This window comes from Nitrosospira sp. Nsp2, assembly GCF_003050965.1.
GTDB lineage: Bacteria > Pseudomonadota > Gammaproteobacteria > Burkholderiales > Nitrosomonadaceae > Nitrosospira.
The window spans coordinates 405296-431309 of record NZ_QAOU01000003.1; the positions used below are offsets into that span (position 1 = coordinate 405296).

The window sequence follows — 26014 nt, forward strand, 5'->3', positions numbered from 1 at the left end:
CTTTTTAACCTAAAACTTCCAGTCATGGCCTACGATAGCTTGATGGTTTTTACCGGGAACGCCAATCCCAAGCTGGCGCATGATGTGGTGCGGCATCTCAATATCCGTCTTGGGCGTGCAACGGTAGGGCGCTTCAGCGATGGCGAAGTGATGGTGGAAATCCTTGAGAATGTCCGGGGCAAGGATGTATTCGTATTGCAATCTACCTGCATGCCGACCAATGATACGCTGGTGGAATTGCTGGTACTGGTGGATGCGCTGAAGCGCGCGTCGGCCGGCCGCATCACGGCGGCAATCCCGTATTTCGGCTACGCCCGCCAGGACAGAAGGCCGCGTTCTGTGCGGGTCCCCATCACGGCGAAAGTTGTGGCGAATATGCTGACCACTGTCGGAATCGACCGGCTGCTGACCATGGACCTTCACTCGGATCAGATTCAGGGCTTTTTCGATATACCGGTCGATAATATCTATAGTATGCCCATCCTGTTGGGTGATTTATGGAAAAGCGATTTTCAGAATCTGGTGGTGGTTTCTCCCGATGTCGGAGGGGTCGTACGGGCCAGGCAAATGGCAAAACGGCTGGAGTGCGATCTCGCCATTATCGACAAGCGGCGTCCCAAGGCCAACGTTGCAAAGGTAATGAATATCATCGGTGACGTGCAGGGGCGGACATGTGTCATCATGGACGATATGGTGGACACCGCCAATACATTGTGTGAAGCAGCGCGAGCCCTGAAGGAGCATGGGGCGGAACGCGTGCTGGCTTATTGCACGCACCCGGTTCTGTCCGGTAATGCGGTGGAGCGGATTGCGAGTTCCGCCCTGGATAAGCTGGTGGTTACAGATACCATTCCTCTACGGGAGGATGCTAAAACCTGTGTGCGCATTCAGCAGTTGAGCGTGGCGAGTCTGCTGGCGGAAACAATGTTGAGGATCAGCAACGAGGATTCAGTAAGTTCGCTGTTCATGGAGTAGAAGGATACCGCTCTTTGCCGGAATCAGCTTTCACAGCGTAAGTAAGTTTTACAAGTTTTAATAACCGGAATCATCTGGTCGCGGGTGATCCACATTTTGGAGAAAATAATGCAGATCGAAATCAGCGCCAACAAGCGCGTATTGCAGGGCACAGGTGCGAGCCGCCGCCTGCGTGGTTCGGGCAAGGTGCCCGGAATCATTTACGGCGGAGAAAATCCGGCACAGCCCATCGAGCTGGACCATAACAACCTCTTTCATCAGCTCAAACTGGAAGCCTTCCATGCGTCCATCCTGTCGATGGAGGTTGAGGGCCAAAAAGAAACCGTGCTTTTGCGTGATATCCAAATGCACCCGTTCAAGCCTCTGGTTCTGCATATCGATTTCCAGCGCGTCGACCCCAACAAAAAAATTCACATGAAAGTGCCGTTGCACTTCATTAACGCGGATATTGCGCCAGGGGTTAAGCTTTCCTCCGGTCTCGTCAGCCACGTGCTAACCGAACTCGATGTTTCCTGTTTGCCGAAGGATCTGCCCGAGTTTATTCAGGTTGATTTGGCTGATCTCGCTGCTGGCAACACCTTGCACTTGAGCGACCTGACGCTGCCCGAGGGCGTGGAAATTCCATCTCTTATAAAGGGGGACAACCTACCGGTTGCCACCATCGTCATTCCCCGCGCGGTTGCTTCCGACGAAGCGGCTGCCGCAGTTGCTGCGACGGAGGTTCCAACCACTGTGCAGAAGAAAGAGGGTATTGCCAAGGAAGGCGAAAAAAAGGACGCTGGGAAGAAGAAATAGTACCTGCGATTTCTCTGCCGTTTTTTCATGTGGGCCCGCTGGACTTAAACCGGTTCCGGCGGGTTTTCTTTTTAATAACGCAGGTTTTTTCACTCGTCGCGTTTGATGAAACTCATTGTCGGTCTTGGCAACCCGGGCAGGGAATACACCGCTACGCGCCATAACGCCGGCACCTGGTGGATATCGCGGCTGGCCGATCAATTAGGCGTTGCGTTAAAAGCGGAACCCAGATTTCACGGCCTGTGCGGACGTATCGGCCAAGGCGAGTCCGAACTGTGGCTGCTCAATCCACAGACCTATATGAACGCGAGCGGACGCGCCGTTGCCGCATTGTGCCGTTTTTATAAAATCGAGCCCGAGCAAATGCTCGTGGTCCACGACGAACTCGATTTACCGCCGGGCACATCCAGACTAAAGCTGGACGGCGGGTTGGGGGGGCACAACGGATTGAAGGATATCGCGGCGCATCTTGCCACGCGGAATTTCTGGCGCTTGCGCATTGGCATTGGCCATCCAGGCGACAAGAACGGGGTGGTAAATTATGTGTTGCAGCCTCCGCGCAGAGAAGAGTCGGTCCTCATAGACGAGGCGATCGAGCGCAGCCTGGAGGTTTGGCCGCTGATCGCGCAAGGCAATTGCCAGGCTGCAATGATGAAGTTGCACACCAAGGATAAAGAGGAAAAATAAGCCGTGCGAAATAGTGCCGCATCGCTTCCCTTTCGGCTTCGAGGCATGCTGCGCCTCGTTCCGTCACATCGATCCAAAGCGAGTCGTTCACAACAGATTAAATTATGAGTCTCAAATGCGGTATCGTTGGTCTGCCCAACGTCGGGAAATCCACTCTCTTCAACGCGTTGACCAAGGCGGGTATCGCCGCCGAAAATTATCCGTTCTGCACTATCGAGCCCAATATAGGCATTGTCGAAGTTCCCGATCAGCGTCTCGCCGCACTCTCTGCAATCGTCAAGCCGCAAAAGATACAGCCTGCCATTGTCGAGTTTGTAGATATCGCCGGCCTTGTTGCGGGCGCCTCCAAGGGGGAAGGACTGGGCAACAAGTTCCTCGCTACCATTCGAGAAACCGATGGCATCATCAACATGGTGCGATGTTTTGCCGATGATAACGTTGTGCATGTGTCCGGCAACGTTGATCCAATTTCGGATATTGAAACCATACAAACCGAATTGGCGTTGGCTGACCTGGCTACATTGGAAAAAGCGCTCCAACGCGAAAGCAAACTTGCCAAATCGGGGGTCAAGGAAGCGATCAAGTTTGTGGCGCTGCTCGAAATGGTGCGGGCGCACCTTGACCAGGGGAAGCCTGTCCGAAGCCTGGGGCTTGACAAAGAACAAGAGCAGCTGTTGCAGCCCTTGTGCCTGTTGACGGCCAAGCCCGCGATCTACGTTGCCAACGTCGACGAAAAAGGTTTCACGAATAATCCCCTGCTGGAACGCGTGCAGGAGTACGCGGCGGGCGAGGGCGCACCGGTTGTCGCCATCTGCGCCGCACTGGAGGCGGAAATTGCCGACATGCCGGATGAGGATAAGCAGATCTTTCTTGCGGATATGAATCTTGAGGAACCGGGACTAAATCGCCTGATCCGTGCCGCCTACCAGTTGCTTGGCTTGCAGACATATTTCACTGCCGGCGTGAAAGAAGTGCGCGCATGGACCATATCGAAGGGTGATACGGCGCCGCAGGCCGCTGCCGTGATCCATACCGATTTCGAGAAAGGGTTCATCCGTGCCGAGGTCATCAGCTATGACGACTTCATCGCCTGCAACGGCGAGCAGGGCGCGAAGGAGGCAGGCAGGATGAGGCTGGAGGGCAAGGAGTACGTCGTCAAGGATGGCGACGTGATGCATTTTCGGTTTAACGTCTGAGCAGACTAATTAACGTTCAATCATGTTCGCCGATGTTTGAGAATACAAATAACTCCATACCGAAAGGACTGAGAGATTTCACTTCTTTTCGTGGGAATGGCTGTTTTGGCGTGTAGCAAGAATCGGCCAGAGCGGACATGTCGAAACAATAGGTCAGCGCCAGTCGCCATACTGATCGCTGGACTCCAATTGGCTAGTCCTACTCAGGCCTATCAAGTATCAGCGATGAACCCTCGTTCGCGCCATGTCGCCCGCACGTAGTCCTTGAACACGTAGCCCTCCCCGAGCTCCAGATTATCTGCATGGTCTGAGACGATAATCTGCGGCATCACCTCGGTCTTCATCTCGGTTTCCGCACAGAACTTAGCAAACTGCGTGAACATGTTGGTCACAGAGTTTAGGTCGGTGTCCAATTTCCCTTCCCGTTTTGCCTGCTTTGCCAACTCTGTTGGCTCAAATGCCTCGCCGTCATCCAGCGAAGCCGGGAAATACACCTGAGTCGGCTGATCCAGAAACAAGATTGGCGGGATCTTGCAGCCCTCGTCTGAGCGCGCAGCAAATTGGTAGTGCAGCGACATGAACAATGCCAGGTGCGAGTGCAGCCAGTTCGCCCCACTACCCATCGAGCGCAGGTAAACTCGGGTCTTTGGGTCACGCTGGTACCAGAGATCAAATGACTCGAGATCGAACTTTAGGTTGACCGGCTTGTAGGTCTCCTCGAAATCGAAATATTCGCCGATCTCGCACATCTTGGTATTGATCGCGTCTTGTAGACCGTTCAAGCGCTCGGCGACGTTGTACTCCGCCAGTCGCTCGCCAAGCACCTTCACCCGCTCCTTCCAGCGTTTCTCCTCTTCTGCTAATTCCGACAGCGGTTTATCGATCTGCCGCTGGATTGCTATTTCTAGCTTCAGCTTTGCCTTCATGGCCTGCTCATCAATCGACTTCGACGTTTGCAGCCTCTCAATCTCCTCATCGAGCGGTTGTAGGTCAGCCTGGGTACGTTTGAGTTACTCGTTGATCTCTTGGAGCTCACTTTCGACTTTCCGGCGTTGATTCACAAAGCTCTCACGCGCGTACGCAGACAGTTCCAGCTCATCATTCAACCACTCGATGGCAGCGGCAAGCTTGTTCGCCTCGGTTACCGGGACGTACGTCTGAGTTTCGCACAATGGGCAATGGGACTTGTCCAATTCCGTCGAGTCGGGAATACCATCGCCGGTCAGATCCAAACCGAATTGCACCGCAGACTTGATGGAACCGTTGATCAGGCGCAACTGTCCCTGCGCCTTACGCTTCTTGACGAGGATGTCGGCCCGTTCATCCAGCAACTTCCCACGCAGAATTTCAACTTGGTTCGATAGCACTTGGACCCTGACCAAGCGTCCCGAGATGATCTTCAACACCGATTTGGGCTTGGACCAGATCTCCTCTGCCGTTATCTCGACTAACGGAGCACCTGCCAAAGCCTTGAACTCAGCCAGATACCGGTCATTCTCCTTAATACTGTCTTCCTTACGCTTCTCCTGCTGGGGAATCTGCGTCTGAATCTTCTTCAGCTCGTACTTGGCCCGTTCGAAGTCCTTGGCCAGATCAAAATATTCCTCGCCCACCAAGCCCATCAGAATCTTGAAATGGTCAATCGCTTGGTCTCGTTTGTATTTTTGATCGAAGCGATAGAAGATTGCGTGCTTATTCGCTACCAAGTTCTGGTGCTGCAACATGAAAGACGAGAAGCTACGCACCGAAGGGGTTTCGGCTTTCCATCGACCGCTTGCCTTGATGAACGGGTCCTCGTCGATGTTCTCCATTGTTATCGCAAAGTGCCGCCCTACGCTCTTCTTGAAATCGTCCAAGGGCATGAAATGGCGGTTATCAAAGAACGCTGTCGGTTGCTTGAGTAAACCCAACAGGTAGTCGGAATCACTACCTACCACTTCCCGTAGGAAACACCGGTTGGACTTCGCAAGACGCGCCGTTACTAGCATATACGTCGGGAATTGGAAGACCGTGAAGAACAGCTCTGAACGATCCGTAATCACCCCCACCGGAGTAGTATCCTCAGTACTGCCTAGGCAGTAATCGAAGATTTCGATGATCGCACTTTTACCCGTCGACGACTTACCGGTTATGATGTTTAGCCCCGGCCGAAACGGCACGTAGTGGAGCTTGTTCTCGTTATCCACCACACCATGTACTTCACAAAGCACTTCATAGCGATTTCAACCCTAACGTCCTGTAAATAGAAACGACGTTTACATCTGCAAAGACCGTGGCAAGCTTCTGCCCCACCTCCAGGAGCTCTTTGTTTGCGTTGGCCGTTCGCACTTCCCCGATCGATCTCACCGATAGGTTGTCGGCAACCTTGATGCCGCGCTCTGCGGTTAGGATCAGCAGCGCTGCATTGGTTAGCGACTTGAAGTCCTGCACTCTTGCCGCGAGGCCCACTAAACGGCTCTGCTCCTTACACAGCGTTCTCAGCGAGCTAGTGGCCCGGGCGCCCATCAAGAAAGTGCGCATGGGCGGATAAAGCACCATCGGTAGCACTAGATAACTGAGCAGCACGTCTTGCTCCTTGGCGTCCGAGAACTCATAAAACCGATGGATGACGGGCGCCAGAGCGAATGGGGTGCGCTGGAGCGTAAATAGATGATCAATTGGACTGCTGCTCATTCCCACATCTTCCAATGAAATTCTTGTGACCGAGTGCCCGGTTCTTCGTCTGCCAGCATCTGGTATATCCCGTTGCGAAATTCGATAGGGGTGTAGTCGTATCTACAGAGCCGGTCAACCTGCAGCGCGCATCGATCAAAATAGAACGCTTGTGACTTTTTGTGCAGGTCAATGATGCTCAGGCTAGACGGGCACTGGGCAAGATAACTACGCCAACTACTGATATGGGATCTGTATTGATTGCGCCTATAGTCCTCGATGTCCGACTGAGGAACGGTGCAATCCTTGATCAGCTCGTAGATATAGTGTTGCGCATGTAACAAATCTACTGTCGCTTCAAGGATACTGCTATCAGCACCAATCTCACTGAGCTTTTCAGCGAACCGGCGAGTTTGAACATCCATCTCACTCGCCTTGCGCTCTAGCGCCTTATAATCCACTTTGGGAAACTTCCAAGTTCCCACCATGTATCGTGAAGTCAACTCGCGAGTCTTATCAGTAAACGCTTCGCTGGTAATCTGCCAACTAGTGGTCATGAAACTCGGGCTGGTCATAAAGCCGAACATATCGTTCATGTAATCATCGCCGTGATGAGCACTGATGGCGCGCAAGTGCTGTTTTTTATAGTGCGCGATGCGCTCCATAAGGCTCGACTGGTCGGTGACGATCTGAATCTTTGAGAGTGCATCCATGAGATCTACGCGGCGATCATCCGCAAGCACTTTACGCTGCAATTCTAAGCTCCTGGAAGCAGTCATCTTGCCGGACCCCGCCAGCCTTGCTTCCGAATTGCTGCGAATATCCTCCAGCACCTGCAATCTTTGCTTAGCGGTTAGACTCCCCCGATTTTTCAGGCTCGTATCTTCACCGAGGCTCTGTGTCGTCAGCAGAACTAGGGTGGAGTACTGTCGAAATCGGGACTCTGGCTTGAGCCAGTTATTCAACGTGTTCCAGAAGTTAGGGTGGCCATCGGTCAAATTGTCGGCATAGTACTTAACCTCCATCTGTTTTTTGTCCGCGACTGTTACGTCACCAAAGACTTCAATCCATAGGATTTCACCATCCTCAAGCGAGTGGCAATACTCCATTGCCACCAGTATCTGGTACTTGAGGGCTATAAAAAGTTTGGTTGCGTCAAAATCGAGTTTTTCGTCCACAGCCCCTCAAACCTTGGAAGCGGCGCTAGCGCCACCGATGTCCTTGAGCCTCTCCTTGTCCACTGCGTTGACGTTGAGGGGCGGATTGGCGAGGACGAAGTCGAATTGGCCGGGGGCGGTATGCGGGTCGTCGTAGTAGCTGTTGACGTTGCCACCGTGGCGGACGTCACCCTCTAGCCTATGCACGGCGAGGTTAAGGCGGCATAGGCGGCTGGTATCATCGGCCTTCTCGACGCCGCAGATGGCGAGTTCGGCAGCGGGGTTCTTCTGGGGCTCCGCGACAAAGCGCGCGGACTGCACGAACATGCCGCCTGAGCCGCAGGCGGGGTCGAGGATGCGGCCGTGGAAGGGTTCGATGACCTCGGCCAGCAGCTTGACGATGCTGCTCAGCGTGTAGAACTCGCCGCCCTTCTGTCCTTCGGTACAGGCGAACTCGCCGTGGAAATATTCAAAGATGCGGCCGAAGGCATCGAAATCGATGCCGGCGCGAATTTCGGACACCTTCTTTAGCAGCTCCTTGAGCCGGGTCCTAGTGAAGAGGTTATAGGTCTTGGGCAGCAAGCCGGCGAGCTGCAGGTTGTGCTTTTCGATCTCGCGCATTGCACCATTCACCTTGGGGCCGATGTCGGCCACCTCGGGCAGCGTTAGCAGGTAGTCGAAGTGCGCCCCAGGGGCGAGGTAGAGGATGCCTTCGGCGTGGTAGGCGGTGGGTTCATCAACCCGGCTACCTCTGCGGGATGATGCGCTCGCCCCCTTCGAGCTTGCTGCGCTGGAGGGCGAAACAGATTTCGGCAAAGCGCAGGAAGACCAGGCCAAGGATAGGTCCGGAATGTTCCTGCGCCTTGAGGCCCGAATTGGCTCGGAACTGGTCGGCGGCATCCCACGGGCGCTTTTCGAGCGACTTGGAAGCGGAGTCTTTTTCGGAAGGAGCTATCCAATGCATAAATAATCTGCCTCAACGAGCTCGAGGCCGCTGTCGTGGACGGCTATTGATGTAGGGCCATCGGCTGCGGTCTCCCTTAAGTTGTATTCTGTCTCGGTAAAGCGGTATTCATTCAGCCGAGGAAGGTTGTTATTGTCCGTTAAATTCCACTGACGAGCTATAGCATTATCCGTTGCCGTTGCCGGACGACAGGGAGCCGTCCCGAAAAATCGATTGATCGCGACCGTTTTTCAGTAGATAGTGTTAACAGACAAGGCTAAACACTCAGCTATGTCGTTCGCCTGAGCCGTGATGAGTGAGCGTGAAGGTGAATAGCTCGGGAGATATCGCGAGAAGAATGAATCAATAACTAGAGTCAGTTCTGTCGATACGCCAGTTGACCAGAGGGAAATCCAAAACCGGTACAAAATCGGTAGGAACTCCTCAATGCGAGTTACTACGGGCAACTCAAGCTGCTTTTTCCGGTTTAACGTTTAATAGTACGTTGGATTGCTCCGCACCTTAGCGGACACTCCAGGTTATTTTCCGGCACTCCACCGGGAATTTCGCATCAGGCTGCAAAAGTCCGTGCGGTGGAAATGGGGATCCTTGTCCGCCACCACATCGGCGAGGCCGGTGCCATGAGTGGTCTCAGGCCGACGCTTCAGACCGTCGTAAAGGGCTTGCAGAAGGTCCTCCGAAAGTCGTGGTGGATGCGGATGAGCCGTTTCGAGAGCATTCCCCTGCGTATGGGTGAATTGATCATAGCCAAGGCCCACAAGGTCCATCATAACGCCTGCGGCAGTAAGTGTGGCGATGGGGTGCAGATGCACGGGAATTCCCGGCGTCGTGTGCAGCGCGATCGCAAGCCAGACTCTCTCGATAGCAGCTTCCGAAATGCGGTGGCTCCGCAGGAAATCGCGCGCGGTATTGGCGCCATCCACCTCGAAGCGCAACCGGCTTTCTCGAAAGCCGGCGGTCAGGCCGACATCATGGAACATGGCTGCGGTGTAGAAAAGTTCCGGATCGAAGCTCAGACCCTTACGCTTTCCAGCCAAGGCGCCCCAAAATAGACCCTGGTAGAGTGCTCAAATAGAAAGCCACTCTCGGTATCTTTAATGAACTGCGTTGCTTCGCGCGCGTTTGGCTTATTGAGGATTCTAACGCCGGAAATTTCGCTGACGATCATATCTATACTCCATCACGTCTTAAGATAAATGTGCATAATCATCTGCAGCGCGACTTTACAGCAAGTAAGCCCAACACCCGGTGGGTGGCGTACATAACTTATGTGCGCACCCAGGAAAGCTGCTTTATCTGTGCATAGTCGTGGATCTGTACTCGGGCATCCTGGTAGGCTGGTCGATGAGCCACTGCCAGGATCGGCAACTGGTGTTACAAGCCGTACTCATGGCGCTGTGGCAACGTAAGGCAAAAACTACGGTCGTCCTGCATTCGGATCGCGGCTGATCGTAACTCCTCCATTATCTATTTTAGCCAACACTGGCCTGCAAAGAAGCTCGGCCCATACTATTCTTTAAAGGGCGAGTAAAAGATGAGTTAACTAAAACATGAAACGGAGGGATAGTATGAAGTACAAGGTTCTTATTACCCCGGTGGCCCCCTCGATCGACACTCACCCCAATTTCACCGGCGTTCTGGCGGATTATGAGGTTGACGCCAGCTCGGAATCCGAAGCGGGGGACGTTGCCTTTGACCGTTTCTGCCAGGAGAACCCCTTCCGCTCTCATCGCCGTGATGATTTCATCATAAATGTGAGTTAAGCCGGGTTCTTAGCTGGTCTCTACCCGATCCCCGATCAATCTGCACAATTTCCCGTGTCCCGCGAAGGCGCGATGCTGGTTTAGTAATTTTTCTACCCTTTCTACTTGTAACCGCGTTCACGGCCCGTATTTTGCGGTTAGCCCCAGGTAAGGAACCTTTGCTGAACGAGTCCTCAGCAGAGAACTTATTCATGGGTTCGTTAAGGTATAATTCCTTTTTATCTCGATTCCGCTTTTGCTGGAGGATGTCATGCCGATATATGAATACCGTTGCGGGTCCTGCGGGTTTGAAAAAGAGTACCTGCAAAAGGTGAACGACGCGCCGATCACGGCTTGCCCCGCCTGTGGCAGCGATGCTTATGCCAAGCTCATTTCCGCCGCCGGTTTTCAGTTGAAGGGCAGCGGCTGGTACGCTACCGATTTCAAGAATGGCGGAAAGCCTAAATCCAAACCCGATGCCGAAACAGGCGCTGCCGCGAAGAGCGACACAGGTGCGGCGAAGAGCGACACCGCTACCCCGGCTGCGCCGGCGGCATCCCCTGCCTGCGTTGACGACTAACCCGCTGCGATACATGAAACGTTATTTCATCACTGGGCTCCTGATCTGGGTACCTCTCGGTATTACCGCTTGGGCGTTGAAATTTCTGATCAGCACAATGGACCAGTCGCTGTTGCTCCTTCCGCGCAGCCTGCAGCCGGAAACCCTGGTGGGCATCTACATTCCAGGCATGGGGGCGGTGCTGACCCTGCTTGTGGTATTCCTGACCGGTCTCGCCACCACCAACATTATCGGGCAGCGGCTGGTGGTCTTCTGGGAAGGCGTGCTGTGGCGCATACCGGTGGTGAAGTCTATCTATTATGGCGTCAAGCAGGTCAGCGATACTCTGTTTTCCAGTCAGGGCGAGGCTTTTCGCAAGGCGCTGCTCGTGCAGTATCCACGCCAGGGTTCCTGGACAATCGCGTTCATGACCGGGTCGCCGGGGGGCGATGTGGTCAATCATCTCAAGGGCGAGTACGTGAGCGTTTATGTGCCTACCACGCCCAACCCTACCTCCGGTTTTTTCCTGATGATGCCGAGAAGCGACGTGATCGAACTCGACATGAGCGTGGACGCAGCGCTGAAGTACATCATTTCCATGGGCGTCGTCGCGCCCGGCAACGGAAAAAAACATCCTACCCCATCGCAGGCGGTGCTGCTGCATGGCGCCAACACCGTCAATTCGACGCCGAGCGAAAAACCCTGATTCCCTTACTTTTCCACTGATCGACTCGCCATGCGAACTGACTACTGCGGCCTTATCGATACCAAATACCTGAACCGAACAATTACGCTTTACGGCTGGGTGCATCGCCGCCGCGATCATGGCGGCGTTATTTTTGTCGATTTGCGCGATCGAGAAGGCTTGGTGCAGGTGGTATGCGACCCGGATAATGCGGAGGCTTTCGGGATTGCAGAAAAAATTCGCAACGAGTTTGTTCTCAAAGTCACAGGCACTGTGCGGCATCGCCCAGCCGGGACGGTTAATCCGAATCTGGTGAGCGGCGAGATTGAGGTGCTGGTTCAATCTATCGAAATTCTCAACACGTCGTTGACTCCGCCATTTCTGATGGACGATGAAAACCTGAGCGAATCCGTGAGGCTGGAGCACCGGTATCTCGATCTGCGGCGTCCTCAAATGCAGGCAAACCTGCGGTTGCGCTACAAGGTAGCAATGGCGATTCGCGTATTCCTCGATCAGCACGGTTTCCTGGACGTGGAGACCCCAGTGCTCACCAAGTCAACGCCGGAAGGTGCGCGCGATTATCTGGTGCCGTCGCGGGTTAACGTCGGGCATTTTTTTGCTCTTCCGCAGTCGCCGCAATTGTTCAAGCAACTGCTGATGGTTGCCGGCTTCGACCGCTACTACCAGATTACCAAATGCTTTCGCGACGAGGATTTACGGGCCGACCGGCAGCCTGAATTCACGCAGATCGATATCGAGACGTCTTTTCTGAACGAAGCCCAAATCATGGCGCTGATGGAAGAAATGATTTGCGGCGTGTTCAAGAGCGCCATGAATATCGATCTGCCGAACCCTTTTCCGCGCCTGCCGTACGCAGAAGCCATGTCACGCTACGGTTCAGATAAGCCCGATTTGCGCGTTCCGCTGGTTTTAACCGAGCTCACCGATGTAATGAGGGAAGTGGATTTCAAGGTATTCCGCGAAGCGGCGCAACGGCCTGGCGGACGGGTAGCCGCGCTTCTGCTGCCGGGTGGCGGCGAACTGTCACGCAAGGAGATAGACGACTACGGCAACTTTGTGGCGATATATGGGGCGAAAGGGCTCGCATACATCAAAGTCAATGCCCTTGAAAAAGGGGTGGAGGGCTTGCAATCGCCGATACTGAAATTTCTGCCTGAGAGCGTGGTGAACATCGTTCTGGAGCGTACCGGCGCGCAAAACGGTGATCTCATCTTCTTCGGCGCAGACAAGGCCCACGTTGTGAACGAAGCACTGGGCGCGCTACGCGCAAAGGCCGGCCATGATCGTGGTCTCGCCGAAGCTGGGTGGAAGCCGCTATGGGTGGTCGATTTCCCCATGTTCGAACGGGATGAAGAAGAAAACCGCTGGAAGGCGTTGCATCATCCATTTACTGCTCCCGCGGATGGTCACGAGGATCTGCTGGAAAACGATCCCGAGAGGGCCTTATCCAAGGCGTATGACATGGTATTGAACGGATCGGAGATTGGCGGCGGTTCAGTGCGTATCCATCGTCAGGAAATTCAGTCGAAAGTATTTCGCGCGTTGAATATCGGTGCTGATGAGGCAGACGAAAAATTCGGCTTTTTGCTGGAAGCGCTGCAATATGGCGCGCCACCCCATGGCGGCATCGCTTTCGGGCTTGACCGCGTCGTTGCCATGATGGCGGGCACTGAATCAATCCGCGATGTTATCGCCTTTCCCAAGACACAGCGTGCCCAATGCCTGCTTACGCATGCGCCCAGCGCGGTGGGCGAGAAACAGTTGCGGGAGCTGCACATCAAGCTGCGCCACATGTAGACGATTCAACGTTAAATTAACCCGCGAACGGACCAGTTCTGCCTGAAGACCGAAGACTTCTCAACCCGATCTTTCGCGGTATTTTTGCGGTGAAAATGTACAAGATCCCGGTCTCCGTTCTGGTAGTCATCCATAGCCCCGATATGCGCGTATTGTTGCTTGAGCGGGCCGATCATCCCGGTTATTGGCAATCCGTAACCGGTAGCCAAAACGAGGGCGAATCGCTTCAACAAACCGCGGTACGCGAAGTGGCTGAGGAAACGGGCCTGGACGCCAGCCGTTACGAGCTGACGGACATGGGGATTCAGAACGAATATGACATTTACGAGGAATGGCGGTGGCGCTACGCCCCGGAGGTGACACGCAATACCGAGCATGCCTTCGGCCTACGGGTGCCTGAACCCATTCTCGTCACGGTGGCTGCGAGAGAGCACCTGGGGTTTGTCTGGCTGCCCTGGCAGGAGGCCGCGGAAAAGGTTTTTTCCCCGAGTAATGCGGAGGCGATAAGGAGGCTGGCTGTGGTTGAGGGCGCGACAGGCCACGCTGAAAAGCACTGACCGACTCCTACCTGCCAGCCTCAGCCGAGCTTTGGCGGGCTGCGTCATTTCAGGAACTCATCCAGGATTCGCTCCAGGACGAACTGATGTTCAGCATTTTTGTCTCATACTGTGTTTTTACTTGTGTTGATAGACGAAAACAGGAGTAGTCATGCCAGCAGAAGCCATCGCGTTTGAACGTTTTGACAACCTGAAGGATGATGACTGCGAGCAGCGCATCGCAGCGGCCAAAGCGGCGCTAGGCAGGCGCGCTGTGATACTCGCGCACCATTATCAGCGCGCGGATGTTTATAAACACGCCGATCTGACCGGGGATTCCCTTAAGCTCTCGCGCCTGGCGGCCGAAACCGACGCGGATTATCTGGTATTCTGCGGCGTGCATTTCATGGCCGAGGTGGCGGATATCCTCTCGAAGCCGGAACAGATCGCCATACTGCCCGACCTTTCTGCCGGGTGCTCGATGGCTGATATGGCGAATCTCGCCAAGGTGGAACGGGCCTGGCGCGAACTCGCGGAGGTTCTCGATCCCGACGAGGCGGTCATCCCTGTCACCTACATTAATTCGGCCGCCGACCTGAAAGCCTTCTGTGGCGAACATGGCGGCATCGTTTGCACATCCAGCAATGCTGCCAAGATATTGCAGTGGTCGTTTTCCCGGCGTGAGAAGGTATTGTTTTTCCCGGATCAGCATCTGGGACGCTGGAGCGGACATAACCTGGGAATTCCCCTGGATGAAATGCTGGTGTGGGATTTTGATGAGCCAATGGGGGGGCTCACGCCGGAACAAATCAGGAAGGCCAAGATACTTTTATGGAAGGGCCATTGCTCCGTGCATCAGATGTTCCAACCGCAGCACATACTGCGCTTTCGCAACCAATATCCTGAGGGAAAAGTCATTTCCCATCCAGAATGCAGCTTCGAGGTGTGCAAAAATTCCGACTATGTGGGCTCGACGGAGTACATCATCAAGACCATTCGTGAAGCGGAGAAGGGAACGCGCTGGCTGGTCGGCACCGAGTTGAATCTGGTCAGCCGCATCGCCGAGGAGTTCAAGCCCGACGGGAAAATAGTGCAGTTCATGGCATCGACAATATGCATGTGCTCGACCATGGCCCGCATCGATCCCCAGCACCTGGCGTGGGCGCTTGAGAACCTGGTGGCGGGCAAGGTAGTGAATCAGATCAGAGTTCCGGCAGCCGAGGCGGAGCTGGCAAAGCTGGCCCTGGAGCGGATGCTTGAGGTGTCGTTGTGAAGAGACCGCGCAGCACTTCCCCTCTGTGGGGAGGGAGCAGAAATCTCAGATATAACGGCGCGATGTGGATCACCTTCCGACCCGGGTTTTTCCGTTAAGCCGGCTGGTCATCGATGGTCAATAAGCTGCATATCGCCACCTACAATATTCACAAGGGCTTTTCCCATTTCAATCGGCGGGTAATGGTTCATCAACTGCGCGATAGCTTGCGCACGCTTAATGCCGACATTATCTTTCTGCAGGAAGTAATGGGTGAGCACAAGGGGCATTCAGAGCGGTTTCACAACTGGCCCTGCGACCCTCAATATGAGTTTCTGGCCCATTCGGTGTGGCCGGAATTCGCATATGGAAAAAATGCGGTCTACGATGAGGGACACCATGGCAATGCGATTCTCAGCCGTTATCCCATCGTTCGCTGGGACAACCGGGATGTTTCCGCGCATCGGTTCGAAAACCGCGGCATGCTGCATTGCGAGATCAGCCTGCCCGGCTGGACCGAGAATTTGCATTGCATATGCGTCCACCTCGGATTGTTCAGGCGCGGGCAATCGCGGCAATTGCAGATACTGGAACAGCATATCGAGCGCCTAGTGCCGCCACAGGCGCCCCTGGTTATCGCAGGAGACTTCAACGATTGGCGCGAACTTGCCAGCCGTGTACTGGTTGAGCGGCTTGAACTGTCGGAAGCCTTCGAGCTCACGGAGGGGAGAGTGGCGCGAAGTTTTCCATCCGCGCTACCGCTATTCCGGCTCGATCGCATCTATGTGCGCGGATTTCACGTGGAAGAGGCGCAGGTGCATCAAGGCCGCCCATGGTCGAAAATTTCCGATCATGCGGTTCTGACAGCAAGGATGGTTCGCCGATGATTGCTGCGGAATCATATAGCCTGCAGGATGAAATAATAGCAGCTGCAACCGTGCTGAGAGAAGGGGGCGTTGTGGCATTTCCCACGGAAACGGTCTATGGGTTAGGCGCCGAAATATCCAACTCCTCTGCCGTGCGCCGGGTATTTGAAATCAAAAAACGGCCTGCGGATCATCCCCTCATTGTCCATTTCGCCGGTGCGTCCCGCCTGAACCATTGGGCACGGGAGGTGCCGGAACAGGCATTGCGCCTGGCCGAGCTTCTTTGGCCTGGGCCGCTGACATTGATACTGCCGCGCAGCCGCCATGTGCCGGCAAACGTGACGGGGGGCCAGGATACGGTTGGATTGAGGGTTCCTGATCACCCCGTTGCGCTGGCCCTGCTGCACGAACTAGGCCCAGAGCGCGCCGTTGCCGCACCGTCGGCCAACCGGTTTGGGCGCATCAGCCCCACCACGGCGGCCCACGTAAGGGCGGAGCTGGGAGACGCTGTTGACATGATTCTCGATGGCGGTCCGTGCAGAATCGGCCTGGAAAGCACAATAGTCGGGTTTGAGGGTAAGACTCCTGTCATTCTGCGGCCCGGCGCTATCCCAATGGAAGAGTTGGCGGAAATACTGGGTGAAGCCGTGGTCATGCCGCCACCTTTGGCGCGGACAGTACGCGTACCCGGCGCGCTGGCTTCGCATTACGCACCCGCCACGCCATTGGAACTATGGCGCTCCGAGTTATTATGGCAGCGTGCCCTTGAACTGGAAGCGGGCGGATCGCGGGTGGCAGTCGTGACGTGGTCTCTGAAAAACAGGAGCCAGCGTGGGGGCGCGAAAAATAAAAACGTGGTTCATTTTTCCATGCCAGCGGAGTCGGTCAGTTATGGGCGCCAGCTGTATGCGAGCTTGCGGCAGCTGGATAGTGAACGATTGGACCGCTTGCTGGTGGAAATTCCCCCTGCGGGTTCAGCCTGGGCCGCCATTGCGGACCGCTTGCGGCGCGCCAGCGGGACCCCAAGCGAAGAACTTCAGTCGGGTGCCGGGATCGCCCTTCAGGCGCGATAGCCACGTAGATACACATCGAAAACGAGACTCTGTTATGAAGAAAGATGAAAAAAGCGCCGTTCGCGCAGTATTGTTTGACGTTGATGGCACCCTTGCCGATACCGAGCGCGATGGACATCGTCCCGCTTTTAATGCCGCGTTCCGGGAACTCGGTCTCGATTGGGAATGGGGCGTAGAACTTTATGGCGAATTGCTCGCGATTACCGGCGGAAAAGAGCGCATCCGCCATTTCATCGACAAACACGCCCCCGCTGAATTGGCCAGGAGTGGGCTTGATGATTGGATTGCCCGGTTGCACAAGGTTAAAACAAGGCATTACGTAGAAGCGCTGGAACGCGGTGGAATCCCGTTACGTCCAGGTGTCGCCCGCCTCATACGGCAATTGCGCGAAGCGAATATAAAAATAGCGATTGCGACCACGACGACGCCGGAAAATGTCACCGGGCTGTTGAAGTCCACCTTGGGGGAAGACTCTCCCGGCTGGTTCGATGTTATCGGCGCGGGTGATATTGTTCCCGGAAAGAAGCCTGAACCGGACATTTATCACTGGGTCCTTGACCGTTTGGGGCTGCCGCCTGAACAGTGTCTGGCCATAGAAGATTCCGAAAACGGATTACGTGCGGCGCTCGCCGCCGGACTCGACACCGTGGTCACCGTCAGCGATTACACCCGTTTCCAGGATTTCACCGGAGCGCGCGTGGTTTTATCGGATCTCGGTGAGCCAGCGCAACCATTCACGGTGCTGAAGGGGGATCAGCCGAATCGCGGTTGGGCGGATGTCGAACTTCTGATGAAGTTGAAGACTTAAGCGGAAGCCCGCTGAGTTCAAGTCCGCTCTGCGGACCCGGACTCTCTGGCAGGTTTTTCAACCTGAAGCGTTACCAAACACCTGATCTTAACTGACGAGAGATTTGAATTGTCGCACTCGAATTGTCACAGTGTCATATGGAAGAGGTAGTATTAGCGTCACCTAGCCAACTTCGTGTTACGGTCGCGTGAAGCTGGTTTCAGGTTCGGCCCAATTACAATTTCTGACTACTCCTCATAAGAAAAATCCATGCTGCATCCCCGCGCCGCCAATTATTCACGTCGAGCCTTGTATTACTTTGAAAGCGCCGGGCTCATCGTTATCGCCGTTGCCACAATATACGCGGGCTATCAGGAAACGATGCTGATGATCAGCAATGACCGGGTTACCTTGGCCGATCTGCTGCTGATGTTTCTCTATCTGGAAATTCTGACAATGGTGGGCCTGTATTTCGAGTCCGGAAAACTCCCGGTGCGGTTTCCCCTTTATATCGCCATGGTGGCCATGGCGCGCTACGTGATCGTGGACATCAAGGAGATGGACAATACCCGCCTATTGGGCGTATCGGCCTCGATTGTGCTCGTCGCGGTGGCGGTGCTCGTCATCCGCTACGGTCACGTGCGTTACCCCTATTTGGAAGACCTGGAGGATCTGGAAGCGGCCTCCAAGGATGGCAAACTTCGCGATTCTGACCATTAAGACTGGAAGATTACAAAGATGAGCAATCCCCTGGTAGGCGTCGTGATGGGTAGCAATAGTGACTGGGAGGTGATGAAGCACGCCGTTAGCGTCCTGAAGGATTTTGACGTGCCTTATGAGGCCGAGGTCGTTTCGGCCCATCGGACCCCGGACCGCATGTTCGAATACGCGGAAACCGCAGCCAGGCGGGGGCTCAAATGCATTATCGCCGGGGCGGGCGGAGCCGCGCATCTGCCGGGAATGATTGCCGCCAAAACCACGCTGCCGGTCTTGGGAGTGCCGGTTACCTCCAGGCAGCTTCAAGGTCTCGACTCCCTCCTTTCAATCGTTCAAATGCCCAAGGGCGTTCCCGTTGCCACTTTTGCCATCGGCGAGGCGGGCGCAGCCAACGCTGCGCTGTTTGCCGTCGCGCTGCTGGCGGTCGAAGACACAAGGCTTTCCACGCTTCTTGCCAGGTTTCGCGAAACTCAAAAGGCAATCGTTGCGGAAATGACCCTGCCCCCGCTGCCCCCGTCATGAGCATCAGGCCGGGAGCAATGCTGGGGCTTCTCGGCGGAGGGCAACTCGGCCGCATGTTTACCATGGCGGCGCAAAGCATGGGCTACCGCGTGACCGTGCTGGACCCGTCTGATGTCGGCCCGGCGAGCAGCGTAGCCGAACGGCATTTGCACGCGGATTACCTCGACCATGAAGCATTACGCAAGCTCGGGTCCGGTTGCGCGGCCATTACCACTGAATTCGAGAACGTGCCGGCTGAATCGCTTAAAATATTAGCTCAGCACTGTGTGGTGAGCCCCGGGGCCAACAGTGTCGCGATTGCCCAAAATCGCATTCTGGAAAAAAACTTTCTGGCGACGAATGGCTTCGCGGTCGCGCCCTACGCCGTCATTGAGAATGCGCAGAGTTCGGAAGGCTCATCCTATTCACCCGGCTCATCCGGCTCAGTGTGGGGAGTGTCACACCTGCATTCGGGGCGGCTGGAGGATTTGTTTCCAGGACTCCTGAAAGTGAGCCGGCTGGGATACGACGGTAAGGGCCAGGTAAGAGTAACCAGCGCATCCGAGCTTGATGCCGCGTTTACCTCCCTTAACCGGGAACCATGCGTGCTGGAGCGGCTATTGCCGCTGGAATGTGAAGTCTCGGTTATTGTGGCGCGTGGATTCGACGGCGCAGCCGTCACATTTCCTGTCTCCGAGAACCGCCACCGCAACGGGATACTCGATGTCAGCATTGTTCCGGCCGGGTTAGCGCCCGCCGTGATTCAGCATGCGCGTGGCACCGCCATGAGCATCGCCGAGAAGCTGGATTATCATGGCGTGCTATGCGTGGAGTTTTTTGTGCTCGCTGGTGATCAGCTGGTGGTGAATGAAATCGCCCCGCGCCCGCATAACAGCGGACACTACACCGTTGACGCCTGCGTCACCTCGCAGTTCGAACAGCAGGTGCGGGTGCTTTGCGGCATGCCGCTCGGCAGCACCGCCATGCATGGGGCGGCCGTGATGGTGAATCTGTTGGGTGATCTTTGGCAGAGGGGAGAACCGGAGTGGGAACGCGTCCTAAGGTTTTCCAACGTGAAATTGCATCTGTACGGGAAGTATGAAGCACGACCCGGACGAAAGATGGGGCACTACACCGTTCTGGATGAAACGGCTGAAGCAGCGTTGTCGCTTGCACTAGAAATCAAGCAATCGCTCGATGAGCGCCCTTAGATGGGCACGGATATAAGTTAAAAAATCGTGAGCACGGAAACCGCACTGTTTGAAACCAACATACGAAGCCTGCCGCTTCTGCACCGAGGCAAGGTACGTGACATTTATGGGGTGGACGAGGACAAGCTCCTGATCATCCAGACGGACCGGCTTTCCGCGTTCGACGTGGTCCTGCCGACACCCGTCCCCGGGAAGGGCAGGCTGCTGACCGCTTTATCCGATTTCTGGTTTGAGAAACTTGCGCATATCATTCCCAACCATCTTACCGGTATCCCGCCCGAAGTGGTGGTCGCGGACGGCGAACGCGAGCAGGTGGCGGAGCGGGCGTTTGTGGTGAAGCGCCTGAAGTCCTTGGCAATAGAAGCGATCGTGCGCGGGTATGTTGTCGGGTCCGGTTGGAAGGATTACACAAGGACGGGGATGATTTGCGGAATTCCGCTCCCGGGGGGATTACAGGAAGCCGCGAAAATACCGGGGGGCGCGATTTTCACCCCATCGACCAAGGCGGCACGCGGCGCACATGATGAGAACATCCCATTTGCCCGGGCCGAGCAATTGCTGGGCAAGGAACTTGCTGCGCAGGTGCGCGACAAAGCGGTCGCACTCTATACAGAGGCGGCAGACTACGCACTCGCCAAAGGCATCATCATCGCGGATACCAAATTCGAATTCGGTCAGGACGAAGCGGGAAGGCTTTATCTCATAGATGAAGCGCTCACGCCCGACTCATCCCGCTTCTGGCCTGCCGACCAGTATGCGCCCGGGAGCAACCCGCCCAGCTATGACAAGCAGTTCGTGCGCGACTGGCTGGAAACACAGGATTGGAACAAGAGTGCGCCGGCCCCCGCGCTGCCGCCGGAGGTGCTCGCCAAAACCGCGGAAAAATACGAGGAAGCCCTGCGGCGCCTTGTGTTGTAGTTCATATAAAAAAAAGCGCCCGAAACCCGGCGCTTTAGCAGTCAAGTCTCAAGACATGCCCTATCTCATTTATTCGGCTGCGGCGTGATACGCAGATAGGGACGCGGCGCTTTGTAACCCTTCGGGAATTTTTGCTTGATCACCGCTTCGTCCTGGATGGTGAGCGGGATGATGACGTCATCGCCATCTTTCCAGTTGGCCGGGGTTGCGACTGAGCAGTTATCAGTCAGTTGTAGCGCATCGATAACGCGCAGAACCTCGTCGAAATTGCGCCCAGTGCTCATGGGATAGGTGATGATGAGGCGCACCTTCTTTTTCGGGTCAATGATGAAGAGCGAACGCACTGTCATCGTTTCGGACTGGTTTGGATGAATCATGTCGTAGAGGGCGGCGACTTTTTTATCCACATCCGCAACGATCGGAAAAGCCACGCTGCAACCTTGTGTTTCCTCGATATCCTTGATCCATCCCGCATGCTTCTCCACCGGATCAACCGATAATCCGATCGCTTTGACGTTACGCTTCTCGAATTCGGATTTGAGCTTGGCAGTCATGCCCAGTTCTGTGGTGCAAACAGGCGTGTAATCGGCGGGATGCGAAAACAACACCGCCCATGAGTCGCCTATCCAGTCATGAAACTTGATCTTGCCGATTGAAGAATCTTGCTCGAAATCAGGTGCAGTATCGCCTAAGCGTAAAGTCATGACATCCTCCCAAATTTTATTGGTGAAAAGTGGTTAGGTTAGGGTTTAACCATCTCAATATAGCCCGACTACGGCAACGACTCAACCATTATTATGCGCAGCATGAACGAGGAACACGAGTGGAGAGCTAATTTTCACCGCGCCGGCTCAGGCGCCGTTTCAGGGGAAATGAAATTCAATATTGTCGCAATCGGGCTCTTCGTCTCGCTTGGACCGGGATCATGACCAGCCAGCAAACCCCATGTATGCGCACCCTCGTATTTCTGCAGGATAGCATAGTAGGTGCGAACGGATTCCGTCAAAATCACCGCTTCTCCGCCGCGCGCAAACCCATGCTTCAGGGTGGAGAAATGCTTGCTGTGGCTCAATAATGGCAGGGTTTTTTTGAGGTCCAGCCACGAGTCCGGGTTCAGGTTAAGGCGCTGAGCGAGAATACGCGCATCCTCCAGATGTCCGGAGCCCTGGTTATAGGCGGCGAGCGCCATCCAGGTACGGTCTGGCTCGGTAATGCGTGGCGGCAGCCGATCTTTCAGCACCCGGAGGTAACGCGCCCCTGCAAGTATATTCTGCCGCACATCGAGGCGATCGGTGACGTTCATCCGGTCCGCGGTTGTTTCCGTCAACATCATGATGCCGCGCACATTCGCGGGCGAGACCGCCATCGGATTCCAGTGCGATTCCTGATAGGCCAGCGCAGCAATCAGACGCCAGTCGATTCCGCTTAATTCCTCGGCATCGTGAAAATAGCCGCGTAAATCCGGCAGCAGAGTACGGCGTTTCGCCAAAATGCCGCTCACGTCGGTTTGTTCCAGACGCTGAACATGACCATAGTACCGGTCGAGCAGGCGCATCAATGTGCCGTCCCGCTCGATGCGGTTAAAAAACTCGCGCGCCTTGTCCAGCAGAGCAGGGTCTGCATAGGACGAAAAAGCCCATGCCCTGCCGGTGGGTTCGCCGAGATCAAATGCCACATCCAGGTTGGGATAAAAATTCTTGGCCAGATTGATCTGAGTCGAATCCGCTACCGCGTAGTCGATTTTTCCCTCGGCCAGTTTCGCGAGCAAGTCTTCGGGAGTAATGTCCACCTCAGTCCATTTCAGCCTGGGTACTTGCAGTTTGGTTCTGTTCAACGCTTCCGCATGGTTCGTTCCGCTTGCGATCTCTATCGTTCTGCCGGCCAACTGCTGAATACTTTTTGGCCGCCGGTAATCCGTGTTGTAGACCACTTGAGGCTGTATTGTTTGATAGGCTGGCCCGAAATGCACGCGCTGCGAGTGCTTGGCGCTGATGTTCAACCCGGCGGCGAAGTGTGCCCGCTGCTTTTCCAGGGGCAAAATAGTCTGGTCCAGCTTTGGTACCAACTTAAACCTTGCTTTTAAGCCCAAATCTCGTGCAAATTCAGAAGCGAGATCGAATTCCAGCCCGGCATAGTTGCCTTCGGCATTTTCATAATAAGTGTCGGGACTGTTAACGGTGAGGACTATCAGCTCATCAGTCTGGCCCAACGGCAACACCGGTTTTTCGAACGAATCACAGGCGGTGAGCAAGAGGCCGCAGGCGATGACGGTAGTAAGCAACCGGAGAAACATGCGCATTGTAGAGAGACAAGCATAATCGGGAAACATTCTGACAACTGTCTCGAACGAGTGCGAGAAAAAGCGGGGATAAACTGGTAAAATTGCGGTCGCAGACACAACGGAGAGGTACCGAAGTGGCCATAACGGCGCTGACTCGAAATCAGATGGTCAGGGTAACCTGGCACGTGGGTTCGAATCCCACCCTCTCCGCCAGTTTCTCTATAAAAACAATAGGTTAAGTGGGTTATTTTTTTAACCCATCATCCAACCCCCCAATTTCTTCGCGATTAGCTGAGATGACCCTTGGTCGAGAAGCTGTCTCAAGTCTAGCTTAAAACACAAGCGTTATCACACTACCGACTTACCACTTCCCCGGAGAAGGATACCAGCGCTGCGTCAGCTACCTCTTTGGGTGCTCGATCAGTGCAAAAAATGCGGAGAGCGCCTCTCAAGATATCAAGGTGTGGTTCCAATTTTTCGTTGGGAGCTTCGAGCAGGCGAGGGGCTTAGGGAGGGAGGGGGCATCGTAAACTGGCGTATAACCAACAGCACTCCTGAATTTATGATTTTTACCATTACATTTTTACCCGTATTTTTACCCGTCTTAATTATTGTTGGAATAGAGCGTCCAGCAGAGCAATCGAATTGTAATTAGGAGGTTCCGAGTTCGACGTTTGGTGTCGGCAACAATAAAACAATAGCTTACTTTTGAGGAAGCTATTGTTTATTTATAATCGAGGTAACGTCGGGGTGGCGGACTCGGACTCATTACCGACCCGCAATATGCGGATGAGATCATCACCAGCGGTCAAGCGGATCTCGTTTTTATCGGTCGTGAGTTACTGCGGGAACCTTACTGGGCCCTCAAGGCGCAACACACGTTAGGGATAGAACCCGAATGGCCTATCCAGTATGGTTATGCTGTTAAGCGGCGGGCAAAATAGATATTGTAGTGTTTAATTGGCGGAGACACCTCGATGAGTGGATTATTCACTTTGAGAGGAAGTTTGAAGATGAAACAGGGGGCATACAGGCAGTTTTGACGCCAGCTTCAAGTTAGAGGTTGCGCGGAGGGTGAGGGGCTGATGCGGGCTTACGTGGGCAGCCTGAATGCCTTGGAAGCGCAAAAGGAACTTGCCGAATCCGTGGCGTTTGCAGGCGAGGCCGGCTTCATGCTCAACACCTGATCTCAGCAAAACTGGAAGGAATCCTCACCATGAAACAACTTAATCAGATTTACATCAACGGCGAATTCGTTACACCACACGGCACCCGAACGCTGGATTTGCTCAGCCCTGTCACCAATGAGAAGGTAGCGCAAGTGACGCTGGGTGATGAAGTCGATACCCAAAACGCCATCGTTGCAGCTGAGAAGGCGTTCAAGACCTTCGCGCAGACCAGCAAGGAAGAACGTATCGGCTATCTCGAAAAAATGCACGAGATTCTGAAACGCCGCCGGCAGGAATTGATCGATGTGATGATCGACGAATACGGCTGCCACTATATTTCACCTCGTTGCTGATCGACCTTGCAGTGGACGACTTCAAGACCATGGCGCAACTGCTGAAGGACTTTGACTTGGAGCCAAAGGTCGGCCATTCCCGGGTACGCCTGCAGGGCGTGGGCGTGGTGGGCGTCATCATTCCGTGGAACTCTAGCAAGCGCTTCATTGCCACCAAGGTTTCGGCAGCCATTGCCGCGGGTTGCACCTGCGTTATCAAGCCCAGTGAATTCAGCGCACAGCAAACGCAGCTGACGGAATGCTTTCACGAAGCGGGACTGCCTAGGGGTGTGGTGAACTTCGTCAACGGTACGGGTGATGTGGTGGGTGCGGAAATGACACGCAGTCCAGGCATCACGAAGATCACCTTTACCGGATCCACCAGGGTGGGCAGATCATCGCCAAAGGTGCAGTGGACAGCATGAAGCGTGTAACGCTGGAACTGGGCGGCAAATCACCTAACATCATCTTGGAGGATGGAGATTTCGCCACCGCCATTCCGCAGGCCATTCTTGCAGCCTACATGAACAGCGGGCAAGCTTGCGTGGCTGCCACGCGTCTGCTGGTGCCCGAAAATCGTCTGAGTGAAGTGAACCAACTCGCCAAGGCCGCCATTGCCGGCACGGTGAAAGTCGGCAACCCGAAGGATGCAGACACCACCATCGGCCCCATGGTCAACCAGAAGCAATTCGAGCGCGTGCAGGACTACATCCGTATCGGTATTGAAGAAGGCGCCCCCTTGCTCACTGGCGGCACGGGCAAGCCAGCTGGTCTGGAGGCTGGCAACTTCGTCAAAGCCACCATTTTTACCAACGTGAAGAATTCCATGCGCATTGCACAAGAGGAAATCTTTGGCCCCGTGCTGTCGATCATCCCGTATAAAGACGAAGCGGACGCAGTTGCCATCGCCAACGACAGCCCCTATGGCTTGGCGGCCTACATCACCGCAGGCGACAAAGCGCGCGCATACCGTGTCGCTAACCAGCTTGATGCTGGCCGCGTGTGCATTAATGGCGAGTTCCATGACCCACTGGCCCCGTTCGGTGGCTTCAAGCAGTCGGGTTACGGGCGGGAGTTCGGCGTGTTTGGATTGGAGGCATATCTGGAACCCAAAGCAATTATCGGGTAACGCCCCCGGATT

Annotated in this window: 28 protein-coding genes, 1 tRNA gene and 2 pseudogenes; 22 read left to right on the forward strand and 9 right to left on the reverse strand. The window is 54.9% G+C overall.

What is annotated here, in order from left to right:
- Positions 1-24 precede the first annotated feature (24 nt).
- From C8R31_RS09490 to ychF, 4 genes are all read left to right on the forward strand, one after another.
- Positions 25-975 carry a ribose-phosphate pyrophosphokinase gene (locus C8R31_RS09490; RefSeq protein ID WP_107693814.1) on the forward strand — a complete coding sequence of 317 codons (951 nt, stop codon included), beginning with the start codon at positions 25-27 and terminating at the stop codon, positions 973-975.
- A 108-nt stretch (positions 976-1083) separates the two neighbouring features.
- A complete protein-coding gene (locus C8R31_RS09495; protein ID WP_107693815.1) occupies positions 1084-1770 on the forward strand; it encodes a 50S ribosomal protein L25/general stress protein Ctc in 687 nt (228 codons plus the stop codon).
- Positions 1771-1875: 105 nt separating this feature from the next.
- Positions 1876-2457, forward strand: a complete 582-nt coding sequence (gene pth / locus C8R31_RS09500) for an aminoacyl-tRNA hydrolase (protein ID WP_107693816.1) — start codon at positions 1876-1878, stop codon at positions 2455-2457.
- 104 nt (positions 2458-2561) lie between these two features.
- Entirely contained in the window at positions 2562-3653 is a 1092-nt protein-coding gene (gene ychF / locus C8R31_RS09505; RefSeq protein WP_107693817.1) for a redox-regulated ATPase YchF, read from the forward strand.
- A 212-nt stretch (positions 3654-3865) separates the two neighbouring features.
- On the opposite strand, the gene C8R31_RS16270 is transcribed toward ychF, so the two are convergent.
- The 7 genes from C8R31_RS16270 to C8R31_RS09530 form a co-directional block, all read right to left on the reverse strand.
- A complete protein-coding gene (locus C8R31_RS16270) occupies positions 3866-4579 on the reverse strand; it encodes a DUF3732 domain-containing protein (protein ID WP_219907490.1) in 714 nt (237 codons plus the stop codon).
- A gap of 84 nt (positions 4580-4663) precedes the next feature.
- Entirely contained in the window at positions 4664-5863 is a 1200-nt protein-coding gene (locus C8R31_RS16275; protein WP_219907491.1) for a hypothetical protein, read from the reverse strand.
- A gap of 1 nt (position 5864) precedes the next feature.
- On the reverse strand, positions 5865-6326 hold the full coding sequence (locus tag C8R31_RS09515; RefSeq protein WP_107693818.1) for a three component ABC system middle component: 462 nt from the start codon (positions 6324-6326) through the stop codon (positions 5865-5867).
- Positions 6323-7483 carry a hypothetical protein gene (locus C8R31_RS09520; RefSeq protein WP_107693819.1) on the reverse strand — a complete coding sequence of 387 codons (1161 nt, stop codon included), beginning with the start codon at positions 7481-7483 and terminating at the stop codon, positions 6323-6325. The genes C8R31_RS09515 and C8R31_RS09520 overlap by 4 nt, the downstream gene beginning before the upstream one ends.
- A 6-nt stretch (positions 7484-7489) precedes the next feature.
- Positions 7490-8083: a class I SAM-dependent DNA methyltransferase gene (locus C8R31_RS16280; RefSeq protein ID WP_219907492.1), complete on the reverse strand. Its 594-nt coding sequence runs from the start codon at positions 8081-8083 to the stop codon at positions 7490-7492.
- A gap of 124 nt (positions 8084-8207) precedes the next feature.
- The gene (locus tag C8R31_RS16285; RefSeq protein WP_219907493.1) at positions 8208-8426 is read right to left on the reverse strand and encodes a type I restriction-modification system subunit M N-terminal domain-containing protein; all 219 of its coding nucleotides are present in this window, start codon (positions 8424-8426) and stop codon (positions 8208-8210) included.
- A gap of 518 nt (positions 8427-8944) precedes the next feature.
- A complete protein-coding gene (locus tag C8R31_RS09530) occupies positions 8945-9463 on the reverse strand; it encodes an HD domain-containing protein (RefSeq protein WP_219907494.1) in 519 nt (172 codons plus the stop codon).
- A gap of 158 nt (positions 9464-9621) precedes the next feature.
- On the opposite strand from C8R31_RS09530, the pseudogene C8R31_RS09535 reads away from it, so the two are divergent.
- The 14 genes and pseudogenes from C8R31_RS09535 to C8R31_RS09600 form a co-directional block, all read left to right on the forward strand.
- A pseudogene (locus C8R31_RS09535) lies at positions 9622-9872 on the forward strand (DDE-type integrase/transposase/recombinase); the annotation flags it as partial.
- A 122-nt stretch (positions 9873-9994) separates the two neighbouring features.
- Positions 9995-10189 carry a hypothetical protein gene (locus C8R31_RS09540; RefSeq protein ID WP_107693820.1) on the forward strand — a complete coding sequence of 65 codons (195 nt, stop codon included), beginning with the start codon at positions 9995-9997 and terminating at the stop codon, positions 10187-10189.
- Between the two features lie 250 nt (positions 10190-10439).
- Positions 10440-10748 (forward strand): FmdB family zinc ribbon protein, encoded by a 309-nt coding sequence (locus tag C8R31_RS09545; RefSeq protein WP_107693821.1) that lies wholly within the window; start codon positions 10440-10442, stop codon positions 10746-10748.
- Between the two features lie 13 nt (positions 10749-10761).
- Positions 10762-11433, forward strand: a complete 672-nt coding sequence (locus C8R31_RS09550) for a DUF502 domain-containing protein (RefSeq protein ID WP_107693822.1) — start codon at positions 10762-10764, stop codon at positions 11431-11433.
- Positions 11434-11463: 30 nt separating this feature from the next.
- Positions 11464-13230, forward strand: a complete 1767-nt coding sequence (aspS, locus tag C8R31_RS09555; RefSeq protein WP_107693823.1) for an aspartate--tRNA ligase — start codon at positions 11464-11466, stop codon at positions 13228-13230.
- A 95-nt stretch (positions 13231-13325) separates the two neighbouring features.
- Positions 13326-13787 (forward strand): dihydroneopterin triphosphate diphosphatase, encoded by a 462-nt coding sequence (gene nudB, locus C8R31_RS09560; protein ID WP_107693824.1) that lies wholly within the window; start codon positions 13326-13328, stop codon positions 13785-13787.
- Positions 13788-13938: 151 nt separating this feature from the next.
- Positions 13939-15039, forward strand: coding sequence for a quinolinate synthase NadA (nadA, locus tag C8R31_RS09565; protein ID WP_107693825.1), 1101 nt, complete (start codon positions 13939-13941; stop codon positions 15037-15039).
- Between the two features lie 113 nt (positions 15040-15152).
- A complete protein-coding gene (locus C8R31_RS09570) occupies positions 15153-15905 on the forward strand; it encodes an endonuclease/exonuclease/phosphatase family protein (protein ID WP_107693826.1) in 753 nt (250 codons plus the stop codon).
- On the forward strand, positions 15902-16957 hold the full coding sequence (locus C8R31_RS09575; protein WP_107693827.1) for an L-threonylcarbamoyladenylate synthase: 1056 nt from the start codon (positions 15902-15904) through the stop codon (positions 16955-16957). Before C8R31_RS09570 ends, C8R31_RS09575 begins: the two co-directional genes overlap by 4 nt.
- A 34-nt stretch (positions 16958-16991) precedes the next feature.
- Positions 16992-17765 (forward strand): HAD family hydrolase, encoded by a 774-nt coding sequence (locus C8R31_RS09580; protein ID WP_107693828.1) that lies wholly within the window; start codon positions 16992-16994, stop codon positions 17763-17765.
- Positions 17766-18014: 249 nt separating this feature from the next.
- Positions 18015-18464, forward strand: coding sequence for a phosphate-starvation-inducible protein PsiE (locus tag C8R31_RS09585; RefSeq protein ID WP_107693829.1), 450 nt, complete (start codon positions 18015-18017; stop codon positions 18462-18464).
- 18 nt (positions 18465-18482) lie between these two features.
- On the forward strand, positions 18483-18983 hold the full coding sequence (gene purE, locus C8R31_RS09590) for a 5-(carboxyamino)imidazole ribonucleotide mutase (protein ID WP_107693830.1): 501 nt from the start codon (positions 18483-18485) through the stop codon (positions 18981-18983).
- Positions 18980-20173 (forward strand): 5-(carboxyamino)imidazole ribonucleotide synthase, encoded by a 1194-nt coding sequence (locus tag C8R31_RS09595; RefSeq protein ID WP_107693831.1) that lies wholly within the window; start codon positions 18980-18982, stop codon positions 20171-20173. Before purE ends, C8R31_RS09595 begins: the two co-directional genes overlap by 4 nt.
- 27 nt (positions 20174-20200) lie before the next feature.
- The gene (locus tag C8R31_RS09600; protein ID WP_107693832.1) at positions 20201-21091 is read left to right on the forward strand and encodes a phosphoribosylaminoimidazolesuccinocarboxamide synthase; all 891 of its coding nucleotides are present in this window, start codon (positions 20201-20203) and stop codon (positions 21089-21091) included.
- Positions 21092-21156: 65 nt separating this feature from the next.
- Here the strand turns inward: C8R31_RS09600 and C8R31_RS09605 are convergent, their stop codons facing one another.
- Together C8R31_RS09605 and mltF are read right to left on the reverse strand one after the other, a co-directional pair.
- Positions 21157-21795: a peroxiredoxin gene (locus tag C8R31_RS09605; RefSeq protein WP_107693833.1), complete on the reverse strand. Its 639-nt coding sequence runs from the start codon at positions 21793-21795 to the stop codon at positions 21157-21159.
- Positions 21796-21929: 134 nt separating this feature from the next.
- Positions 21930-23420 carry a membrane-bound lytic murein transglycosylase MltF gene (gene mltF, locus C8R31_RS09610; RefSeq protein WP_107693834.1) on the reverse strand — a complete coding sequence of 497 codons (1491 nt, stop codon included), beginning with the start codon at positions 23418-23420 and terminating at the stop codon, positions 21930-21932.
- Positions 23421-23492: 72 nt separating this feature from the next.
- Between mltF and C8R31_RS09615 the strand changes: the two genes are divergently transcribed.
- The 4 genes and pseudogenes from C8R31_RS09615 to C8R31_RS16300 all read left to right on the forward strand — a co-directional run bounded on the left by C8R31_RS09615 (position 23493) and on the right by C8R31_RS16300 (position 26002).
- Positions 23493-23585 (forward strand) — tRNA-Ser (locus C8R31_RS09615).
- Between the two features lie 554 nt (positions 23586-24139).
- The gene (locus C8R31_RS09620) at positions 24140-24316 is read left to right on the forward strand and encodes a hypothetical protein (protein ID WP_258192661.1); all 177 of its coding nucleotides are present in this window, start codon (positions 24140-24142) and stop codon (positions 24314-24316) included.
- Between the two features lie 272 nt (positions 24317-24588).
- Positions 24589-24894 carry an aldehyde dehydrogenase family protein gene (locus tag C8R31_RS16290; protein WP_219907495.1) on the forward strand — a complete coding sequence of 102 codons (306 nt, stop codon included), beginning with the start codon at positions 24589-24591 and terminating at the stop codon, positions 24892-24894.
- Positions 24895-24923: 29 nt separating this feature from the next.
- Positions 24924-26002: pseudogene (locus C8R31_RS16300) on the forward strand (aldehyde dehydrogenase family protein).
- Positions 26003-26014: the final 12 nt, after the last annotated feature.